Source organism: Pseudomonas sp. FG-3G, assembly GCF_901007645.1.
Lineage (GTDB): Bacteria > Pseudomonadota > Gammaproteobacteria > Pseudomonadales > Pseudomonadaceae > Aquipseudomonas > Aquipseudomonas rhizophila.
The window spans coordinates 1-16,223 of record NZ_CAAKGZ010000004.1 but is presented as its reverse complement, the minus strand read 5'-3'; the positions used below and the strand labels follow the sequence as shown (position 1 = coordinate 16,223).

Below are 16,223 nucleotides of genomic sequence, written 5' to 3'. Positions count from 1 at the left end.
AAAGGAAAATCAATGAAATACCCCAAGACCTTCGCCCTTCTCAGCCTGTTCCTGGCCACACAAGCCTCGGCCCATGGCCTGTGGACCGAACAACGGCGCGGCAACATCGAAGTGATCTACGGCCACGGCGCCGAGGACAATGCCTTTAAGGCGCAGAAAATCAGCGGTGCGTGGGCCTATGACCTGGGCGGCAAGATGATCCCGGTCACCGTCGAACGCTTGCCCGACCATGCTCGCCTGCAACCCCTCAAGCCACCCGCCGTGATGGCCGTGGAACTGGACAACGGCATGTGGTCCCAGACCGCTGACAAGAAATGGATCAACGAAGGCCGCAGCAAGGTGCCCGGGGCGATTGAATCGACCCACACCTTCAAGTACAGCCTGGCGATCTACGAGCCGGGAGCGAAGTTGCCAAAGCTCGATCAGGTCAAGTTCCTGATCCTGCCGGAAGTCGACCCGCTGACCGTAGGCCCGGGCCAGCCACTGCCGGTACGGGTGCTGCTGGACGGTAAACCGGCGGCCGGGGTGAAGCTGGTGGGTGATTACCGCAGCGCACCGGACACCGTATCAGCAGAAACCGACGCCGAAGGCCGGGCCAAGGTGTTGGTGCGTAACGAAGGGTTGAATGTGATCGCCGCGCAGATGGAAATTGCGCTCAAGGACAACAAGGACGTGGCCACGCGTGGGGTGTTCACCTCGCTGACCTTCCTGGGTGAAGAGCATCACGAGTAAGGCCCAACAACTGTGGGAGCGAGTCTGCTCGCGATGGCGGTGGATCAGCCAGATGGATGTTGACTGACACTACGCCATCGCGAGCAGGCTCGCTCCCACAGGGTGCCTCTGCTGGTTACAAAATTTGTATTCGCAACGACTCTACTGTGGGAACGAGCCTGCTCGCGATAAGGCCATCAGCCCCCTTCCTTAACTTTAGAGTTCACCCAGGGCTTCGATCAGCGCCTGGTTCTGCTCCGGCGTGCCGATGCTGATCCGCAGGAATTGGGCAATCCGCTCCTGCTTGAAGTGCCGCACGATCACGCCTTGTTCGCGCAATTTCGCCGCCAGCCCTGCCGCATCGTGCCGGGGGTGACGGGCGAAGATGAAGTTGGCCGCCGAAGGCAACACGTCAAAGCCCTTGGCCTGCAACTGCGCCACCACCCATTCACGGTGCTCGATGACCAACCGGCAGGTCTGCTCGAAATACTCCCGATCGTCGAACGCCGCCGCGCCCCCGACATTCGCCAGGCGATCCAGCGGGTAGGAGTTGAAGCTGTTCTTGATCCGCTCCAGCGCTTCGATCAGGTCCGGATGGCCCACTGCCAGGCCCACCCGCAATCCTGCCAATGAGCGGGACTTGGACAGGGTCTGGGTCACCAGCAGGTTCGGATAGCGGTCCACCAGACTGATGGCGGTCTCGCCGCCGAAGTCGATATAGGCTTCATCAACCACCACCACCGAGTCCGGACTGGCCTTGAGGATCTGCTCGACCGCTTCCAGGGCCAGCAGGCAGCCGGTGGGAGCGTTCGGATTGGGGAAGATGATCCCGCCGTTTGGTTTGGCATAGTCCGCCGGGTCGATCTGGAACTGCGCGTCCAGCGGCACTGCGTCGAACTGGATGCCGTACAGCCCGCAATACACCGGATAAAAGCTGTAACTGATGTCCGGGAACAACAGCGGCTGATCGTGCTGCAGCAGCCCGTGGAAAATGTGCGCCAGCACTTCGTCCGAACCGTTGCCCAGGAACACCTGGTTGCTCTGCACACCGTAATAGCGGGCCACGGCGCTTTTCAGCAGATCGCTGTTGGGGTCTGGGTACAGGCGCAGGTTGTCGTTCAGCTCGGTTTGCATCGCCGCCAGGGCCTTGGGCGACGGGCCGTAGGGGTTCTCGTTGGTGTTGAGCTTGACCAGGCGGGTCAGCTTCGGCTGTTCGCCCGGCACGTAAGGCACCAGGTTCTTGACGAACGGGCTCCAGAATTTACTCATTTCAGTTTCCCCTGCCCTTTAATGGAGCGCTCATCAAGGATGCGGTATTCGGCACTGCGGGCGTGGGCGCTCAGCGACTCGCCACGGGCCAGCACCGAAGCGGTCTTGCCCAGTTCGGACGCACCTTGCTCGGAGCAGAAGATTATCGACGAACGTTTCTGGAAGTCATACACCCCCAGCGGCGACGAGAAACGCGCCGTACCGGAAGTCGGCAAGACGTGGTTGGGACCTGCGCAATAGTCACCCAGGGCTTCGCTGGTGTGGCGGCCCATGAAGATCGCACCGGCGTGGCGGATCTGCGGCAGCCAGGCCTGCGGGTCAGCGACCGACAACTCCAGGTGCTCCGGCGCGATGCGGTTGGCGACCTCGATGGCCTGTTCCATGTTCTCGACCTTGATCAGCGCGCCACGGCCGTTGATCGAGGTGTTGATGATCTCGGCGCGGTCCATGGTCGGCAGCAGCTTGTCGATGCTGGCAGCCACTTTGTCGAGGAACTCGGCGTCCGGGCTGACCAGGATCGCCTGGGCGTCTTCGTCGTGCTCGGCCTGGGAAAACAGGTCCATGGCGATCCAGTCCGGGTCGGTCTGGCCGTCGCACACCACCAGGATCTCCGACGGGCCGGCGATCATGTCGATGCCGACCTGACCGAACACGTGGCGCTTGGCGGTGGCCACATAGATATTGCCTGGCCCCACCACCTTGTCGACCCGCGGCACGCTCTCGGTGCCATAGGCCAGCGCAGCCACGGCCTGGGCGCCACCAATGGTGAACACCCGGTCCACCCCGGCGATGCAGGCAGCGGCCAGCACCAGTTCATTGATTTCACCGCGCGGGGTCGGCACCACCATGACCACTTCGGTCACGCCGGCGACCTTGGCTGGGATCGCGTTCATCAACACCGAGGATGGATACGACGCCTTGCCACCCGGCACGTACAGACCGGCGCGGTCCAGCGGCGTGACCTTTTGGCCCAGCACCGTGCCGTCGGCTTCGGTGTAGCTCCAGGAGTCCTGTTTCTGCCTCTCGTGATAGTCGCGCACCCGCGATGCGGCTTTTTCCAGGGCTTCGCGCTGCGGCACCGTGATCCGGGTCAGGGCCAGTTCCAGGCGCTCGCGCGGCAGAATCAGATCAGCCATGGACGCCACTTGCAGGCCATCGAATGTCTGGGTGAATTCCACCAAAGCTGCATCGCCACGCTCGCGCACAGCCTTGATGATGTCCAGCACCCGCTGATTGACCGAGTCGTCAGACACACTTTCCCAGCTCAGCAGATGATCCAGATGATGTGCGAAATCCGGGTCGGCAGCGTTGAGTCGGCGAATCGAAGTGGGAGCGGTCATAGCGAGGGCCTCATTAATGGCAAATGCTCAGGCGCCCTAAGCTACCAGTCCATTCGCGTGGGCACCTGAGAAAATTGGCTATGACACGGATAGACGGGCGCGACTCAAGGTCGCGCAGGTGAATCAGCCGCGGTGTCGCGATTCCACTGCCTTGCGCAGGGTATCGATCAGAGCCTGGATACGGGCGTGCTGCATTTTCATCGAAGCCTTGTTGACGATCAGCCGGGAGGTGATGTCGGCAATGAAATCCTGGGGCTCCAGGCCATTGGCCCGCAGGGTGTTGCCGGTGTCGACCACATCGATGATCTTGTCCGCCAGGCCGATCAGCGGCGCCAGCTCCATCGAACCGTACAACTTGATGATATCGACCTGACGGCCCTGCTCGGCGTAATAACGCTTGGCAATGTTGACGAACTTGGTCGCCACCCGCAAACGGCCCTTGGGCTCTGGCGCGCCGACTTTGCCGGCGGTCATCAGCTTGCAGCGGGCGATCCGCAGGTCCAGGGGCTCGTACAGGCCCTGGCCGCCGTATTCCATCAACACGTCCTTACCGGCGACGCCCAGGTCGGCGGCGCCATGTTCAACGTAAGTCGGAACATCGGTGGCGCGCACGATCAGCAAGCGTACATCGGCTTGAGTCGTGGGGATGATCAGCTTGCGGCTCTTGTCCGGATTCTCGGTCGGCACGATGCCCGCTTCAGCCAGAAGCGGCAAGGTGTCATCAAGGATGCGGCCCTTGGACAGTGCAATGGTCAACATGGGAAACGTCAGTCCTTATCAAGGTACTCATGCCCGGTCGCAAGCGGCGCCGGACACACATCGAGGGTGTTACCACCCTCGACCTGAAACGAAATCAACAGGCGCGTCCCTGCGCCCATGCAGCCGGACCTAACCCGGTACGCGACGGATCTTGGCGCCGAGCATCTGCAGTTTCTCTTCGATGCACTCGTAACCACGGTCGATGTGGTAGATACGGTCGATCAGGGTGTCGCCTTCGGCAACCAGGGCCGAAATCACCAGGCTGGCCGAAGCCCGCAGGTCGGTGGCCATCACTGGCGCGCCCTTGAGTTTCTCGGTACCGGTCACGATGGCGGTGTTGCCTTCGACCTGGATCTTGGCGCCCATGCGGTGCAGTTCGTAGACGTGCATGAAACGGTTTTCGAAGATCGTCTCGATCACCGCACCGGTGCCTTCGGCAATGGCGTTGAGGGAGATGAACTGCGCCTGCATGTCGGTCGGGAACGCCGGGTACGGGGCGGTCCGCACGTTGACGGCTTTAGGCCGCTTGCCGTGCATGTTCACTTCGATCCAGTCTTCGCCGCAGGTGACTTCGGCACCGGCTTCCTTGAGTTTCTCCAGGACGGCTTCAAGAATGGTCGGATCGGTGTCCTTGACCTTGACGCGGCCACCGGTGACAGCAGCAGCCACCAGGTAGGTGCCGGTTTCGATCCGGTCCGGCATCACTTTGTAAGTGGCCGAATGCAGGCGCTCAACACCATCGATGGTGATGGTATCGGTGCCGGCGCCGCTGATCTTGGCGCCCATGGCGATCAGGAAGTTGGCGAGGTCCACCACTTCAGGCTCACGGGCGGCGTTTTGCAAAACGCTGCGGCCGCGGGCCAGTGCGGCCGCCATCATGATGTTCTCGGTACCGGTCACACTGACGGTATCGAAGAAGAAGTGAGCGCCACGCAGGCCGCCTTCAGGCGCCTTGGCCTTGATGTAGCCACCCTCGACGTCGATCACCGCACCCATGGCTTCCAGGCCGCGGATATGCAGGTCCACCGGACGCGAGCCGATGGCGCAACCACCCGGCAAGGCAACTTCGGCTTCACCGAAACGGGCGACCATCGGTCCCAGTACCAGGATCGACGCACGCATGGTCTTCACCAGTTCGTACGGGGCGATCAGGGTCTTGATGGTGCGCGGGTCGATCTCGACGCTGAGCTTTTCGTCGATCACCGGTTCAATGCCCATGCGACCGAACAGCTCGATCATGGTGGTGATGTCGTGCAGGTGCGGCAGGTTCGCCACCGTCACCGGGCCATCGCACAGCAACGTCGCGGCCAGGATCGGCAGGGCGGAGTTCTTTGCCCCGGAGATGCGGATTTCGCCATCAAGACGAACGCCGCCGGTAATAATCAGTTTATCCATAAGAATCTCGACGCCCTTGGGCTCAGGTGCGCTCGGCCCAGGCCGCGCGGCTGAAAAATTTCATAGTGACCGCATGGATGCTGCCATCGGCGATCCACGGGTTCAAATGGGCATAGATCTGCTGCTGACGCTTCACCGGGCTCAACGCCGCCAGTTCATCGCTGATCACGTTCAGCTGAAAGTTGCAGCCTTCGCCCTCAACTTCAATGACAGTTTCGGGCAGCTTTCCTTCAAGGAAGCTCTTCACTTCTACGGCCTGCATGCTCAACCTCTATCGGCGCCCTGTGCGCACGGGTCGCACATCATACAAAAAAGCCCCGCGCCTGCGAACCCCGCGAAGCAGGACTCTGACGGGGGGCTTTTTCAGGGATGTGGGTCAGGAGTGCACCAACAGCTCGGTCAGTTCGCTGACCTGGGCTATTTCGCGCATGTCTTCGGGCATCCCACGGATGCTCCAGGTTTTTCCGGCAGCTTTGGCGTCACGCATGAAGCACAGCAGCAGGGACAGGCCGACACTGCTGGACTTCTGCACCGCCGAGCAGTCAATGACCAGCTCTGCGGCGCCGGCAGAGCCGATCAGCGCCTGGCCCTGCTTGCGCAAGACCGGGCCAGTGCGATAGTCCAGCACGCCACTGAGCAACAGCTCGCCAGATTCGCCCAAACGAACGGCCGACTCACTCGCCAACTCACTCATTGCGCCTGCTTCTCTTGAGCATCCTGGGCAACTTCCTTGGCCTTGGCCACTTCACCAGCCCAACCGTCGATGGTTTTGTCCAGATCATTGCCGTTTTGCTGCATCGCATCAGCGAACTGATCGCGGAACAGCTTGCCGATGTTGATGCCATTGATGATCACGTTACGCACCTTCCACTCGCCGTTGATTTTCTCGAGCGTGTAGGACACAGGGTAGATCGCGCCGTTATTGCCCTTGACCTGCATATCGACGCTGGTGCGGTTGCCGCTTTCGTCCTTGGCCGGCGAAACGGTGATGCCCTGGTTGTTGTATTCGAGCAAGGCGTTGCCATAGAACTGCATCAGGCTGCGCTTGAAGTTTTCCTGGAAGCGCGTCATCTGCGCCGGGGTCGCCTTGCGCGAGTACTTGACGGTCATGATGCTTCGGGAAATACCGTCGGCATCCACCACGGGACCGACGATGCCGTTCAGCGCGTCGTAGAACGCCCCCGGATCCTGCTTGTATTTCTCTTTGTTGGCGGCCAGGTCTGCCAGCAACCGGGTGGTAGTGTCCTGGATGATTTCATGGGCCGAAGGCGCGGCCACGGCGTTGGCCATCAGCGGCAGCGCCGCGAGCAGCACCAACAGGCTACGTCGCAAGATAGAGATCATTCAAAAGCTCCTCATTTGGCGTCTTTGCTAACGGTATTGAGCAGGAATTTACCGATCAGGTCCTCAAGCACCAGCGACGACTGCGTATCGTGGATGGTCCCGCCATCCTTGAGCAAAGCTTCTTCACCGCCAACGCTGATACCGATGTATTTCTCGCCCAGCAGCCCAGCAGTGAGGATCGATGCAGTGGAGTCAGTCGGCAGGTTATCCACGCGCTTTTCCAGCTGCAGCGTCACCCGACCGGTGAAACTGTCGCGGTCCAGATCGATTGCCGTGACCTTGCCGATGGTTACACCAGCCATGGTCACTTTGGCTCTGACCGTCAAACCGGCGATATTGTCAAAATAAGCATAAAGTTTATAAGTGTCGGTGCTTGCGGTCGGCGCCAGGCCACTGACCCGCAGGGCCAACAACAGCAAAGCCAGGATGCCAGCCAGCAAGAAAAGGCCGACACCGATTTCCAGGGTGCGGTTTTGCATCAGAAATCTCCAAACATCAAGGCGGTCAGAATAAAGTCAAGGCCCAGGACCGCCAGCGAGGCGTACACCACGGTCTTGGTTGTGGCACGGCTGATCCCCTCTGACGTGGGCTCACAGTCATAGCCTTGAAACACGGCGATCCAGGTCACCACGAAAGCGAATACGGCACTTTTGATAACGCCGTTGAGCACGTCGTCGAGAAAATCGACACTGTTCTGCATGTTGGACCAGTAGGAACCTTCATAGACCCCCAGCCAGTCTACAGCCACCCACGAGCCGCCCCAGATCCCCACGACGCTGAAAATGATCGCCAGCACCGGCAGGGAAATGAAACCGGCCCACAGGCGCGGGGCAATGATGTACTTGAGCGGGTCGACACCGATCATTTCCAGACTGGACAACTGTTCGGTGGACTTCATGTTACCGATTTCGGCCGTCAGCGCCGAACCGGCACGCCCGGCAAACAGCAGCGCGGTCACCACAGGTCCCAGCTCACGCAACAATGTCAGCGCGACCATCTGTCCAACCGCCTGCTCCGAACCGTAGCTGGACAAGATGTTGAACCCCTGCAGCGCCAGGACCATACCGATGAAGATCCCGGAGACCACGATGATCACCAGGGACATCACGCCCACCGAGTGCAGTTGCTTCACCAGCAGCCCAAACCCGCCACCCGTCGTGTTGCGCCCCAGCAGGGCATGCATCAGAAACAGCGAGGAACGGCCCAGCACTGCCACCACATCGATGCCGGAACGACCAAACAGGCGAACTCTTTCTATCAGTGATTTCTTGCGCATCAGCGCTTCCCCAGCAGATCGGTGCGGTAATCCGTGGCCGGAAAATGGAACGCCACAGGCCCGTCCGGATCACCCTTCATGAATTGACGAATGCGCGGGCTGTCCGAGGCCTTCAATTCCTGGGGCGTACCCTGCCCCAGCACCTGGCCATCGCCGATCACGTAGATGTAGTCCGCAATGCTCGCGGTTTCGGCCAGGTCGTGGGACACCACAATACTGGTAATACCCAGCGCATCGTTGAGCAGACGGATCAGGCGCACCAGCACGCCCATGGCGATCGGGTCCTGGCCGACGAAGGGTTCGTCATACATGAGGATCTTCGGATCAAGGGCAATCGCCCGGGCCAGAGCGACGCGGCGCTTCATGCCACCGGACAGTTCGTCCGGCATCAAGTCCAGGGCACCCCGCAGCCCGACCGCCTGCAATTTGAGCAGGACGATGTCGCGAATCATCTCTTCAGGCAGGTCGGTATGGACCCGCAAGGGGAACGCCACATTCTCGAACACGTCGAGATCGGTGAACAGGGCGCCGCTCTGGAACAGCACGCCCATGTGCTTGCGCGCATCGAACAGATCGCTGCGCGACAGCTTTGGAAGATTCTGCCCATTGACCCAGACTTCGCCGGCACTGGGGCGCAACTGTGCACCCATCAGCCGCAACAGCGTGGTCTTGCCGCACCCGGAAGGCCCCATGATGCCGGTGACCTTGCCACGGGGAATGCGGATATCGATGTCATTGAAAATGCTGCGCGCCCCTCGCTTGAAGGACAATCCCTTCAGCTCGACCGCGTAGGCGTTGTCGGCACTCATCTAAACTCCTTGCGATGCAGCCTCACATCCGAATGCCCTGGCCAACCGACAAACGCCGGACTGCCGGGCACCCGAACCGGCGGCGAACTATATCACTGCAACACCCAAGCGCCCAAGGCCCAAGCCCGCGCCCGTTCAGTCCGGATACCGCTAAAAGAAGAGACTTTGTATCAAGCCATGTGAATCGCTCGAACAAAGCATGACGAACTAACGTGAGGGAATTGTTCATTGCCGCTATAATCGCCGCCTTTTCATCGAGCCATGCGATCTCTGACATGAACCAAACCAGCGACCTGATTCAATCGGCACAACGTACCATCCGCCTCGAGCTCGAAGCCGTACAAGGCTTGCTGCCCCATATCGACGCTGATTTCGTACGTGCCTGCGAGATGATTCTGGCCAGCAAGGGTCGGGTGGTCGTGGTCGGCATGGGAAAATCCGGACACATCGGCAACAAGATCGCCGCCACCCTGGCCAGCACCGGCACTCCGGCATTTTTTGTCCATCCGGCCGAAGCCAGCCACGGTGACATGGGCATGATCACCCGGGAAGACATCATCCTGGCCCTGTCCAACTCTGGCTCGACCAATGAGATCATCACCCTGCTGCCGCTGATCAAGCGCCTGGGGATCCAACTGATCAGTGTCACTGGCAATCCGGATTCGCCCCTGGCCAAAGCCGCCGAGGTCAATCTCAATGTTCATGTCGAGCACGAAGCCTGCCCGTTGAACCTGGCGCCGACCTCTTCCACCACCGCCACCCTGGTCATGGGTGATGCCCTGGCCGTGGCGTTGCTGGAAGCCAGGGGGTTTACCGCTGAAGACTTCGCGTTCTCCCACCCCGGCGGCGCCCTGGGCCGTCGCCTGCTGTTGAAAGTGGAAAACGTGATGCACGCAGGTCAGGAGCTGCCACAGGTGCCACGCGGCACGCTGCTCAAGGATGCACTCATGGAAATGACCCGCAAGGGTCTGGGCATGACGGTCATTCTCGAAACTGACGGCAAACTCGCCGGGATCTTCACCGACGGCGACCTGCGTCGCACCCTGGACCACTCGATCGACATTCACAGTGCGACCATCGAGCAGGTCATGACCCCCCACGGCAAAACGGCACGCGCCGAGATGCTCGCCGCCGAGGCCTTGAAAATCATGGAAGACCATAAGATCAGCGCCCTGGTGGTGGTCGACGACGAAGACCGCCCGGTGGGCGCCCTGAACATGCACGACTTGCTGCGTGCGGGAGTCATGTAAATGAACACAGACCTACTGCAACGTGGCAAAGCGATCAAACTGGCCGTGTTCGACGTGGACGGCGTCCTGACCGACGGCCGCCTTTATTTCCTCGAAGACGGCAGCGAATTCAAGACCTTCAACACCCTCGACGGCCAAGGCATCAAGATGCTGATGGCCGCTGGCGTGCAGACCGCCATCATCAGTGGCCGCAAGACCCCGGTGGTCGAGCGGCGCGCGAAGAACCTCGGCATCCCCCACCTTTATCAGGGACGTGAAGATAAACTGGTGGTGCTGGACGAGCTTCTGGGGCAACTCAACCTAAGCTATGAACAGGTCGCCTACCTCGGTGACGACCTGCCGGACCTGCCGGTGATTCGTCGGGTCGGCCTGGGCATGGCGGTGGCAAACGCGGCCGGCTTCGTGCGCGAGCACGCCCACGGCATCACCACGGCGCGAGGCGGCGAAGGGGCCGCCCGTGAATTCTGTGAACTGATCCTTCGCGCCCAAGGCCGCCTCGAGGCGGCCAACGCCGCGTATCTGTGAGCCATTTATGCTAAGCAAGAAAATTCGCACCATCGTGGTGTTCGGCTGCATCGCAGCGATTTTCGCGGCGGTCGGGTATTGGAACATCAGCCCGGAACGCTTCCTCGACCGCCCTGCGGTCAAGATCCAGGAAAATGATATCGACTGGTATGCGACCAACACGCATACCCTGCAATACCTGCCCGATGGCAAAGTGCAGTATGAAATGACGTCCGACAAAGTCGACCACGTCAAGGCCAGCGAAATCACACTGGTCACCAAGCCAGACCTGAATATGTTCAGGGGCACCGAGTTTCCGTGGCACGTGCAGAGCGAACGCGCCGAGGTCAATCCCGACGGCACCGAAGTGGAACTGATTGATTCGGTACGCATCGCCCGGACCGATGAGAAGAACCGTACGACCATCATTACCAGCAGTCGTATGACAGTCTTCCCGCAGCGAGAATATGCGCAGACCGAGCAACCCGTTAGAATCGACGGCGCCGGTGGTGTGTCGACCGGCACGGGAATGAAAGCGTATTTGAAGGAAAGCAGGATACACCTGCTATCGAACGTAAGAGGACAGTATGAAGCTCGCTAAAACCCTCCCTATTTTGCTCAGTCTGGGCGCAGCACTGGGAAGCGCGAGCGCCTGGGCCCTCCCCACCGACCGCGACCAGCCTATCCGCATCCAGGCCGACGACGCCCAACTGGACGACAAGAACGGTGTAGCCACCTATAAAGGTGACGTGATCATCACCCAGGGTTCGATGAAGGTCACCGGCAACACCGTGACCATCACCCGCACCCAGTCCGGCGACATCGACGTCGTCACCTCGGTGGGCAACCTGGCCTACTTCGAGCAGATGCAAACCGCGGGCGACACCAAGCCGGTTCAAGGCTACGGGGTAACCATTCAGTACCACGCCGCCAAAGACCGCGTGGTGCTGATCGATCGCGCCAAGGTCATCGACAAGGACGGCAACACCACCCAGGGCGAGAAAATCGTCTACGACACGAACAAAAAGCTGGCCAGCGCCGGTCGCGCCACTGGCAGCAAGGTCACCGAGCAGCGTCCACGGATCGACATGGTCATCCAGCCGAAAAAGAAAACCGACGAGCAGAAGGCCCAGTAATGGCAACTCTGAAAGCTCAGCACCTGGCCAAGAGCTACAAGAGCCGCCAAGTCGTGCGTGATGTCAGCCTGTCCATCGACAGCGGCCAGATCGTCGGCCTGCTCGGCCCCAACGGCGCGGGCAAGACCACCTGCTTCTACATGATCGTCGGCCTGGTTCAGGCCGATCAAGGCCGCGTCCTGATCGACGACCTGGACGTCAGCCACCAGCCGATGCATGGCCGGGCGAAGGCCGGTATCGGCTATCTGCCGCAAGAAGCGTCGATCTTCCGCAAACTGTCGGTTGCCGACAACATCATGGCGATCCTCGAGACCCGCAAGGAACTCGACAAAGCCGGTCGCCGCCAGGAACTGGAAAGCCTGCTGCAGGAATTCCACATCAGCCACATCCGCGACAACCTGGGCATGAGCCTGTCCGGTGGCGAACGGCGCCGCGTGGAAATCGCTCGCGCCCTGGCCACCGCACCGAAATTCATCCTGCTGGACGAACCATTCGCTGGCGTGGACCCGATTTCGGTCGGCGACATCAAGCAGATCATCCACCATCTCAAGGCCAAGGGCATCGGCGTATTGATCACCGACCACAACGTTCGCGAGACGCTGGATATCTGTGAAACCGCCTATATCGTCAATGATGGCCAGTTGATTGCCGAAGGCGACTCCGCGACCATCCTGGCCAATGAACTGGTCAAGGAAGTGTATTTGGGCCATGAGTTCCGCCTGTAAGCGAAAAGTGTCTGGTCAATCACCACGGCGTCACTAATTTTATTACGTGACGCCCTAGGCAAACACTTCAGTTTCAGGCATATAATTTGCTTAAGTTTGGCGCTTCGGCGCTCTGTAGTGGATGGCGCATGTGCGCCGGCGAATAAGGTGTTAAGCCCCAGCCATGAAACCATCGCTAGTCTTGAGAATGGGCCAGCAGCTGACGATGACACCGCAGCTGCAACAGGCCATCCGCCTGCTCCAATTGTCGACCCTGGACCTGCAACAGGAAATCCAGGAGGCCCTGGAGTCCAATCCGATGCTCGAACGCCAGGAAGAAGGCGACGACTTCGACAACACCGATCCGCTGGCCGATAACGTCGAGCAAAAGACCAACACCGAAATCCCGGAACCGTCCTATCAGGAAACCGCCCCGACGGTGGATAACCTTGAGGATGGCGAATGGAATGAACGCATCCCCAACGATCTGCCCGTGGATACTGCCTGGGAAGACGTCTACCAGACCAGCGCCAGCAGCCTGCCCAGCAGCGATGACGACGAGTGGGACTTCACTACCCGCACCTCCACCGGCGAAAGCCTGCAGAGCCACTTGCTGTGGCAACTGAACCTGGCGCCGATGTCCGATACCGACCGTCTGATTGCCGTGACGCTGATCGACTGCATCAACAATCAGGGCTACCTGGACGAGACGCTTGAAGAAATCCTCGAGGCCTTTGACCCCGAGCTGGACATTGAGCTGGACGAAATCGAAGCCGTCCTGCACCGCATCCAGCAGTTCGAACCCGCCGGCATCGGTGCTCGCAACCTGGGCGAGTGTCTGCTGTTGCAACTGCGTCAGTTACCCGCCAAGACGCCTTGGCTGGCCGAAGCCAAGCGACTGGTCACCGATTACATCGACTTGCTGGGCGGTCGCGACTACAGCCAGTTGATGCGTCGCATGAAGCTCAAGGAAGATGAACTGCGCCAGGTGATCGAGCTGGTCCAGAGCCTCAACCCGCGCCCAGGTTCACAGATCGAGTCCACCGAACCCGAATACGTGGTTCCCGACGTGATCGTGCGCAAGCACAACGACCGCTGGCTGGTGGAACTGAACCAGGAATCGGTGCCCAAGCTGCGGGTCAACGCCCAGTACGCCGGTTTCGTAAAGCGCGCGGACACCAGCGCCGACAACACCTTCATGCGCAACCAGTTGCAGGAAGCGCGCTGGTTCATCAAGAGCCTGCAAAGCCGCAACGAAACCCTGATGAAAGTAGCCACCCAGATCGTCGAGCATCAGCGCGGCTTCCTGGAGTACGGCGACGAAGCCATGAAGCCGTTGGTCCTGCACGACATTGCCGAGGCAGTGGGCATGCACGAGTCGACGATTTCGCGGGTGACCACCCAGAAATTCATGCATACCCCCCGGGGCATTTATGAACTGAAATACTTTTTCTCCAGCCACGTCAGCACCTCCGAAGGCGGTGAATGCTCGTCCACAGCCATCCGCGCGATCATCAAAAAACTGGTGGCCGCGGAAAATCAGAAAAAGCCGTTGAGTGACAGCAAGATCGCTGGTTTACTGGAGGCACAAGGCATTCAGGTGGCCCGCCGTACCGTCGCCAAATACCGTGAATCCCTCGGGATCGCACCTTCGAGCGAACGCAAGCGGTTGATGTAACAGGCCACGCCACAGCGTTCCAGTGGCAGGTATTTCTGCCTGCCGCTTTATGCACTGGCAACGAAGGAGAAGCTGTATGCAAGTCAACATCAGTGGACACCAACTGGAAGTGACCGAACCTCTTCGCGAATACATCGGCGAAAAACTCGAACGATTGGAGAGGCATTTCGACAAGATCACCAACGTGCAAGTCACGATGAACGTCGAGAAGCTGCTGCAGAAAATCGAAGCCACGTTGCATATCCCCGGCGGAGAGGTGGTTGCCAATGCTGCGCATGAAGACATGTATGCCGCGATTGACCTGCTGACCGACAAGCTGGATCGCCAACTCAAAAAGCATAAGGAAAAGACCCAGAGCCTCCTCCAGGGCGCGACCGGTCGTTAACCCCCCTAATCCATGATCCGACTAGAATCCATCCTGACCCCCGGCCGTTCCCAGGTGAACGTGCCGGGTGGCAGTAAAAAGAAAGCCCTCGAACAAATTGCCAACCTGATCCACCGAGAGGTACCGGATCTGGAAATGCAGGATGTCTTCGAGGCCCTGTTTGCCCGTGAAAAACTGGGCTCCACCGGCTTTGGCAACGGTATCGCCATTCCCCATTGCCGCCTCAAGGCCTGTACAGCGCCGATCAGTGCGCTGCTGCACCTTGAAGCACCCATAGATTTCGACGCCATCGACGGCGCACCGGTCGACCTGCTGTTTGTACTGCTGGTACCGGAAGCGGCGACCGATGCGCACCTTGAGCTGCTGCGCCAGATCGCCAGCATGCTGGACCGCAAGGAAGTGCGCGAGAAATTGCGCAGCGCGCCGAGCAACGAAGCCTTGTATCAGGTTGTCCTGGACGAGCAGAACGGTCATTAAACATGCGCATGATCATTGTCAGCGGACGCTCCGGCTCCGGTAAAAGCACGGCGCTTAACGTGCTTGAGGACAGCGGCTACTACTGCATCGACAACCTGCCGGCCGGCCTGCTGCCGGAACTGGCCGAGCGCGCCCTGATCCATACCGAACTGGCGCAACCGCTGGTGGCGGTCTCCATCGATGCACGTAATCTGCCGAGCCACCTGTCGCGGTTCCCGGAGCTGCTCGCGGAAGTGCGCAATCGGCACATCCAGTGCGATGTGCTGTATCTGGATGCCGATGAAGAGACGCTGCTCAAGCGTTTCTCCGAAACCCGTCGGCGTCATCCCCTGAGCAACGCAAGCCGCTCCCTGGCCGAAGCCATTCATGACGAGAGTCAGCTGCTGGGGCCGATCGCCGACTTGGCGGACCTGAAGGTCAATACCACCCACCTGAACCTGTATCAACTGCGCGACACCATCAAGTTGCGTCTGCTGAACCAGCCGGAACCGGGTACGGCATTTCTGGTGGAGTCGTTCGGTTTCAAGCGCGGAATGCCGGTAGACGCCGACCTGGTGTTCGATGTGCGCTGCCTGCCCAATCCTTATTGGAAACCGGAGCTGCGCGAACAATCGGGGCTCGACCAGCCGGTGATCGACTACCTGGCCGCCCAGCCGGATGTCGAGGAAATGTACCAGGACATCTCCAGCTACCTGCTCAAATGGCTGCCGCGCTTTGCCGCGAGCAACCGCGCCTACGTCACGATTGCCATTGGCTGTACCGGTGGCCATCACCGCTCCGTCTACCTGACCGAACGATTGGGTCAGCTCCTGCAACAGTCCCTGAAGAACGTCCAGGTTCGCCACCGCGACCTCAGCTAAAGGATTCACATCGCGATGCCCGCTCTGGAAATTGAAATCATCAACAAGCTGGGCTTGCATGCCCGCGCGTCAGCCAAGTTCGTCGGTGTGGCAGGTCAGTTTCCTTGCGAGATCCTCGTGGGCCGTGACCCCGAGAAAATGATCAATGGCAAAAGCATCATGGCCATGATGATGCTGGCAGCCGGCCAAGGCACCAAAATCCATCTGAGAACCGAAGGTGAACAGGAGCAGGAGGCGCTGGATGCGTTGGTGGGGCTGATCAACAACTACTTCGATGAAGGCGAATAGCCTCAAGCTCTGAAGCAGATTCATTGTGGCGAGGGGAT

Annotated in this window: 21 protein-coding genes; 11 read left to right on the top strand and 10 right to left on the bottom strand. The window is 60.0% G+C overall.

Annotation, left to right across the window (positions count from 1 at the left end):
• Window positions 1-12: 12 nt before the first annotated feature.
• Window positions 13-732: a DUF4198 domain-containing protein gene (locus PSEUDOMOFG3G_RS02625; RefSeq protein WP_076383566.1), complete on the top strand. Its 720-nt coding sequence runs from the start codon at window positions 13-15 to the stop codon at window positions 730-732.
• 195 nt (window positions 733-927) lie between these two features.
• Here PSEUDOMOFG3G_RS02625 and hisC read toward each other — a convergent pair whose 3' ends face one another.
• From hisC to PSEUDOMOFG3G_RS02575, 10 genes are all read right to left on the bottom strand, one after another.
• Complete coding sequence (gene hisC, locus PSEUDOMOFG3G_RS02620) at window positions 928-1,980, bottom strand: histidinol-phosphate transaminase (protein WP_076383565.1); 1,053 nt, start codon at window positions 1,978-1,980, stop codon at window positions 928-930.
• A complete protein-coding gene (gene hisD, locus PSEUDOMOFG3G_RS02615) occupies window positions 1,977-3,320 on the bottom strand; it encodes a histidinol dehydrogenase (RefSeq protein WP_139049150.1) in 1,344 nt (447 codons plus the stop codon). The genes hisC and hisD overlap by 4 nt, the downstream gene beginning before the upstream one ends.
• Window positions 3,321-3,443: 123 nt before the next feature.
• Window positions 3,444-4,079, bottom strand: a complete 636-nt coding sequence (gene hisG, locus PSEUDOMOFG3G_RS02610; protein WP_047228656.1) for an ATP phosphoribosyltransferase — start codon at window positions 4,077-4,079, stop codon at window positions 3,444-3,446.
• A gap of 129 nt (window positions 4,080-4,208) precedes the next feature.
• Window positions 4,209-5,474, bottom strand: a complete 1,266-nt coding sequence (gene murA / locus PSEUDOMOFG3G_RS02605; protein WP_092394064.1) for a UDP-N-acetylglucosamine 1-carboxyvinyltransferase — start codon at window positions 5,472-5,474, stop codon at window positions 4,209-4,211.
• 22 nt (window positions 5,475-5,496) lie between these two features.
• Window positions 5,497-5,736: a BolA family protein gene (locus PSEUDOMOFG3G_RS02600; RefSeq protein WP_047228657.1), complete on the bottom strand. Its 240-nt coding sequence runs from the start codon at window positions 5,734-5,736 to the stop codon at window positions 5,497-5,499.
• A 114-nt stretch (window positions 5,737-5,850) separates the two neighbouring features.
• Entirely contained in the window at window positions 5,851-6,168 is a 318-nt protein-coding gene (locus tag PSEUDOMOFG3G_RS02595; protein ID WP_047228658.1) for a lipid asymmetry maintenance protein MlaB, read from the bottom strand.
• Window positions 6,165-6,818 carry a phospholipid-binding protein MlaC gene (locus PSEUDOMOFG3G_RS02590; protein WP_047228659.1) on the bottom strand — a complete coding sequence of 218 codons (654 nt, stop codon included), beginning with the start codon at window positions 6,816-6,818 and terminating at the stop codon, window positions 6,165-6,167. Before PSEUDOMOFG3G_RS02590 ends, PSEUDOMOFG3G_RS02595 begins: the two co-directional genes overlap by 4 nt.
• Window positions 6,819-6,829: 11 nt before the next feature.
• Window positions 6,830-7,297, bottom strand: a complete 468-nt coding sequence (gene mlaD, locus PSEUDOMOFG3G_RS02585) for an outer membrane lipid asymmetry maintenance protein MlaD (RefSeq protein WP_047228660.1) — start codon at window positions 7,295-7,297, stop codon at window positions 6,830-6,832.
• Window positions 7,297-8,094: a lipid asymmetry maintenance ABC transporter permease subunit MlaE gene (gene mlaE, locus PSEUDOMOFG3G_RS02580; protein WP_047228661.1), complete on the bottom strand. Its 798-nt coding sequence runs from the start codon at window positions 8,092-8,094 to the stop codon at window positions 7,297-7,299. The genes mlaD and mlaE overlap by 1 nt, the downstream gene beginning before the upstream one ends.
• Window positions 8,094-8,903, bottom strand: coding sequence for an ATP-binding cassette domain-containing protein (locus tag PSEUDOMOFG3G_RS02575; protein WP_047228662.1), 810 nt, complete (start codon window positions 8,901-8,903; stop codon window positions 8,094-8,096). The genes mlaE and PSEUDOMOFG3G_RS02575 overlap by 1 nt, the downstream gene beginning before the upstream one ends.
• A 275-nt stretch (window positions 8,904-9,178) precedes the next feature.
• On the opposite strand from PSEUDOMOFG3G_RS02575, the gene PSEUDOMOFG3G_RS02570 reads away from it, so the two are divergent.
• The 10 genes from PSEUDOMOFG3G_RS02570 (at window position 9,179) to PSEUDOMOFG3G_RS02525 (ending at window position 16,185) form a co-directional block, all read left to right on the top strand.
• Entirely contained in the window at window positions 9,179-10,153 is a 975-nt protein-coding gene (locus PSEUDOMOFG3G_RS02570; protein WP_047228663.1) for a KpsF/GutQ family sugar-phosphate isomerase, read from the top strand.
• Window positions 10,154-10,678, top strand: coding sequence for an HAD family hydrolase (locus PSEUDOMOFG3G_RS02565; RefSeq protein ID WP_047228664.1), 525 nt, complete (start codon window positions 10,154-10,156; stop codon window positions 10,676-10,678).
• 7 nt (window positions 10,679-10,685) lie between these two features.
• Entirely contained in the window at window positions 10,686-11,258 is a 573-nt protein-coding gene (gene lptC, locus PSEUDOMOFG3G_RS02560; protein WP_139049149.1) for an LPS export ABC transporter periplasmic protein LptC, read from the top strand.
• A complete protein-coding gene (gene lptA, locus PSEUDOMOFG3G_RS02555) occupies window positions 11,245-11,793 on the top strand; it encodes a lipopolysaccharide transport periplasmic protein LptA (RefSeq protein ID WP_047228666.1) in 549 nt (182 codons plus the stop codon). Before lptC ends, lptA begins: the two co-directional genes overlap by 14 nt.
• The gene (gene lptB, locus PSEUDOMOFG3G_RS02550; protein ID WP_047228667.1) at window positions 11,793-12,518 is read left to right on the top strand and encodes an LPS export ABC transporter ATP-binding protein; all 726 of its coding nucleotides are present in this window, start codon (window positions 11,793-11,795) and stop codon (window positions 12,516-12,518) included. Before lptA ends, lptB begins: the two co-directional genes overlap by 1 nt.
• A 163-nt stretch (window positions 12,519-12,681) precedes the next feature.
• Window positions 12,682-14,175, top strand: coding sequence for an RNA polymerase factor sigma-54 (locus PSEUDOMOFG3G_RS02545; RefSeq protein ID WP_047228668.1), 1,494 nt, complete (start codon window positions 12,682-12,684; stop codon window positions 14,173-14,175).
• A 76-nt stretch (window positions 14,176-14,251) separates the two neighbouring features.
• Window positions 14,252-14,560, top strand: a complete 309-nt coding sequence (hpf, locus tag PSEUDOMOFG3G_RS02540; protein WP_047228669.1) for a ribosome hibernation-promoting factor, HPF/YfiA family — start codon at window positions 14,252-14,254, stop codon at window positions 14,558-14,560.
• Window positions 14,561-14,572: 12 nt separating this feature from the next.
• Complete coding sequence (gene ptsN, locus PSEUDOMOFG3G_RS02535) at window positions 14,573-15,037, top strand: PTS IIA-like nitrogen regulatory protein PtsN (protein ID WP_047228670.1); 465 nt, start codon at window positions 14,573-14,575, stop codon at window positions 15,035-15,037.
• A 2-nt stretch (window positions 15,038-15,039) separates the two neighbouring features.
• The gene (gene rapZ / locus PSEUDOMOFG3G_RS02530) at window positions 15,040-15,897 is read left to right on the top strand and encodes an RNase adapter RapZ (protein WP_047228671.1); all 858 of its coding nucleotides are present in this window, start codon (window positions 15,040-15,042) and stop codon (window positions 15,895-15,897) included.
• 15 nt (window positions 15,898-15,912) lie between these two features.
• Window positions 15,913-16,185: an HPr family phosphocarrier protein gene (locus PSEUDOMOFG3G_RS02525; RefSeq protein WP_047228672.1), complete on the top strand. Its 273-nt coding sequence runs from the start codon at window positions 15,913-15,915 to the stop codon at window positions 16,183-16,185.
• Window positions 16,186-16,223 lie beyond the last annotated feature (38 nt).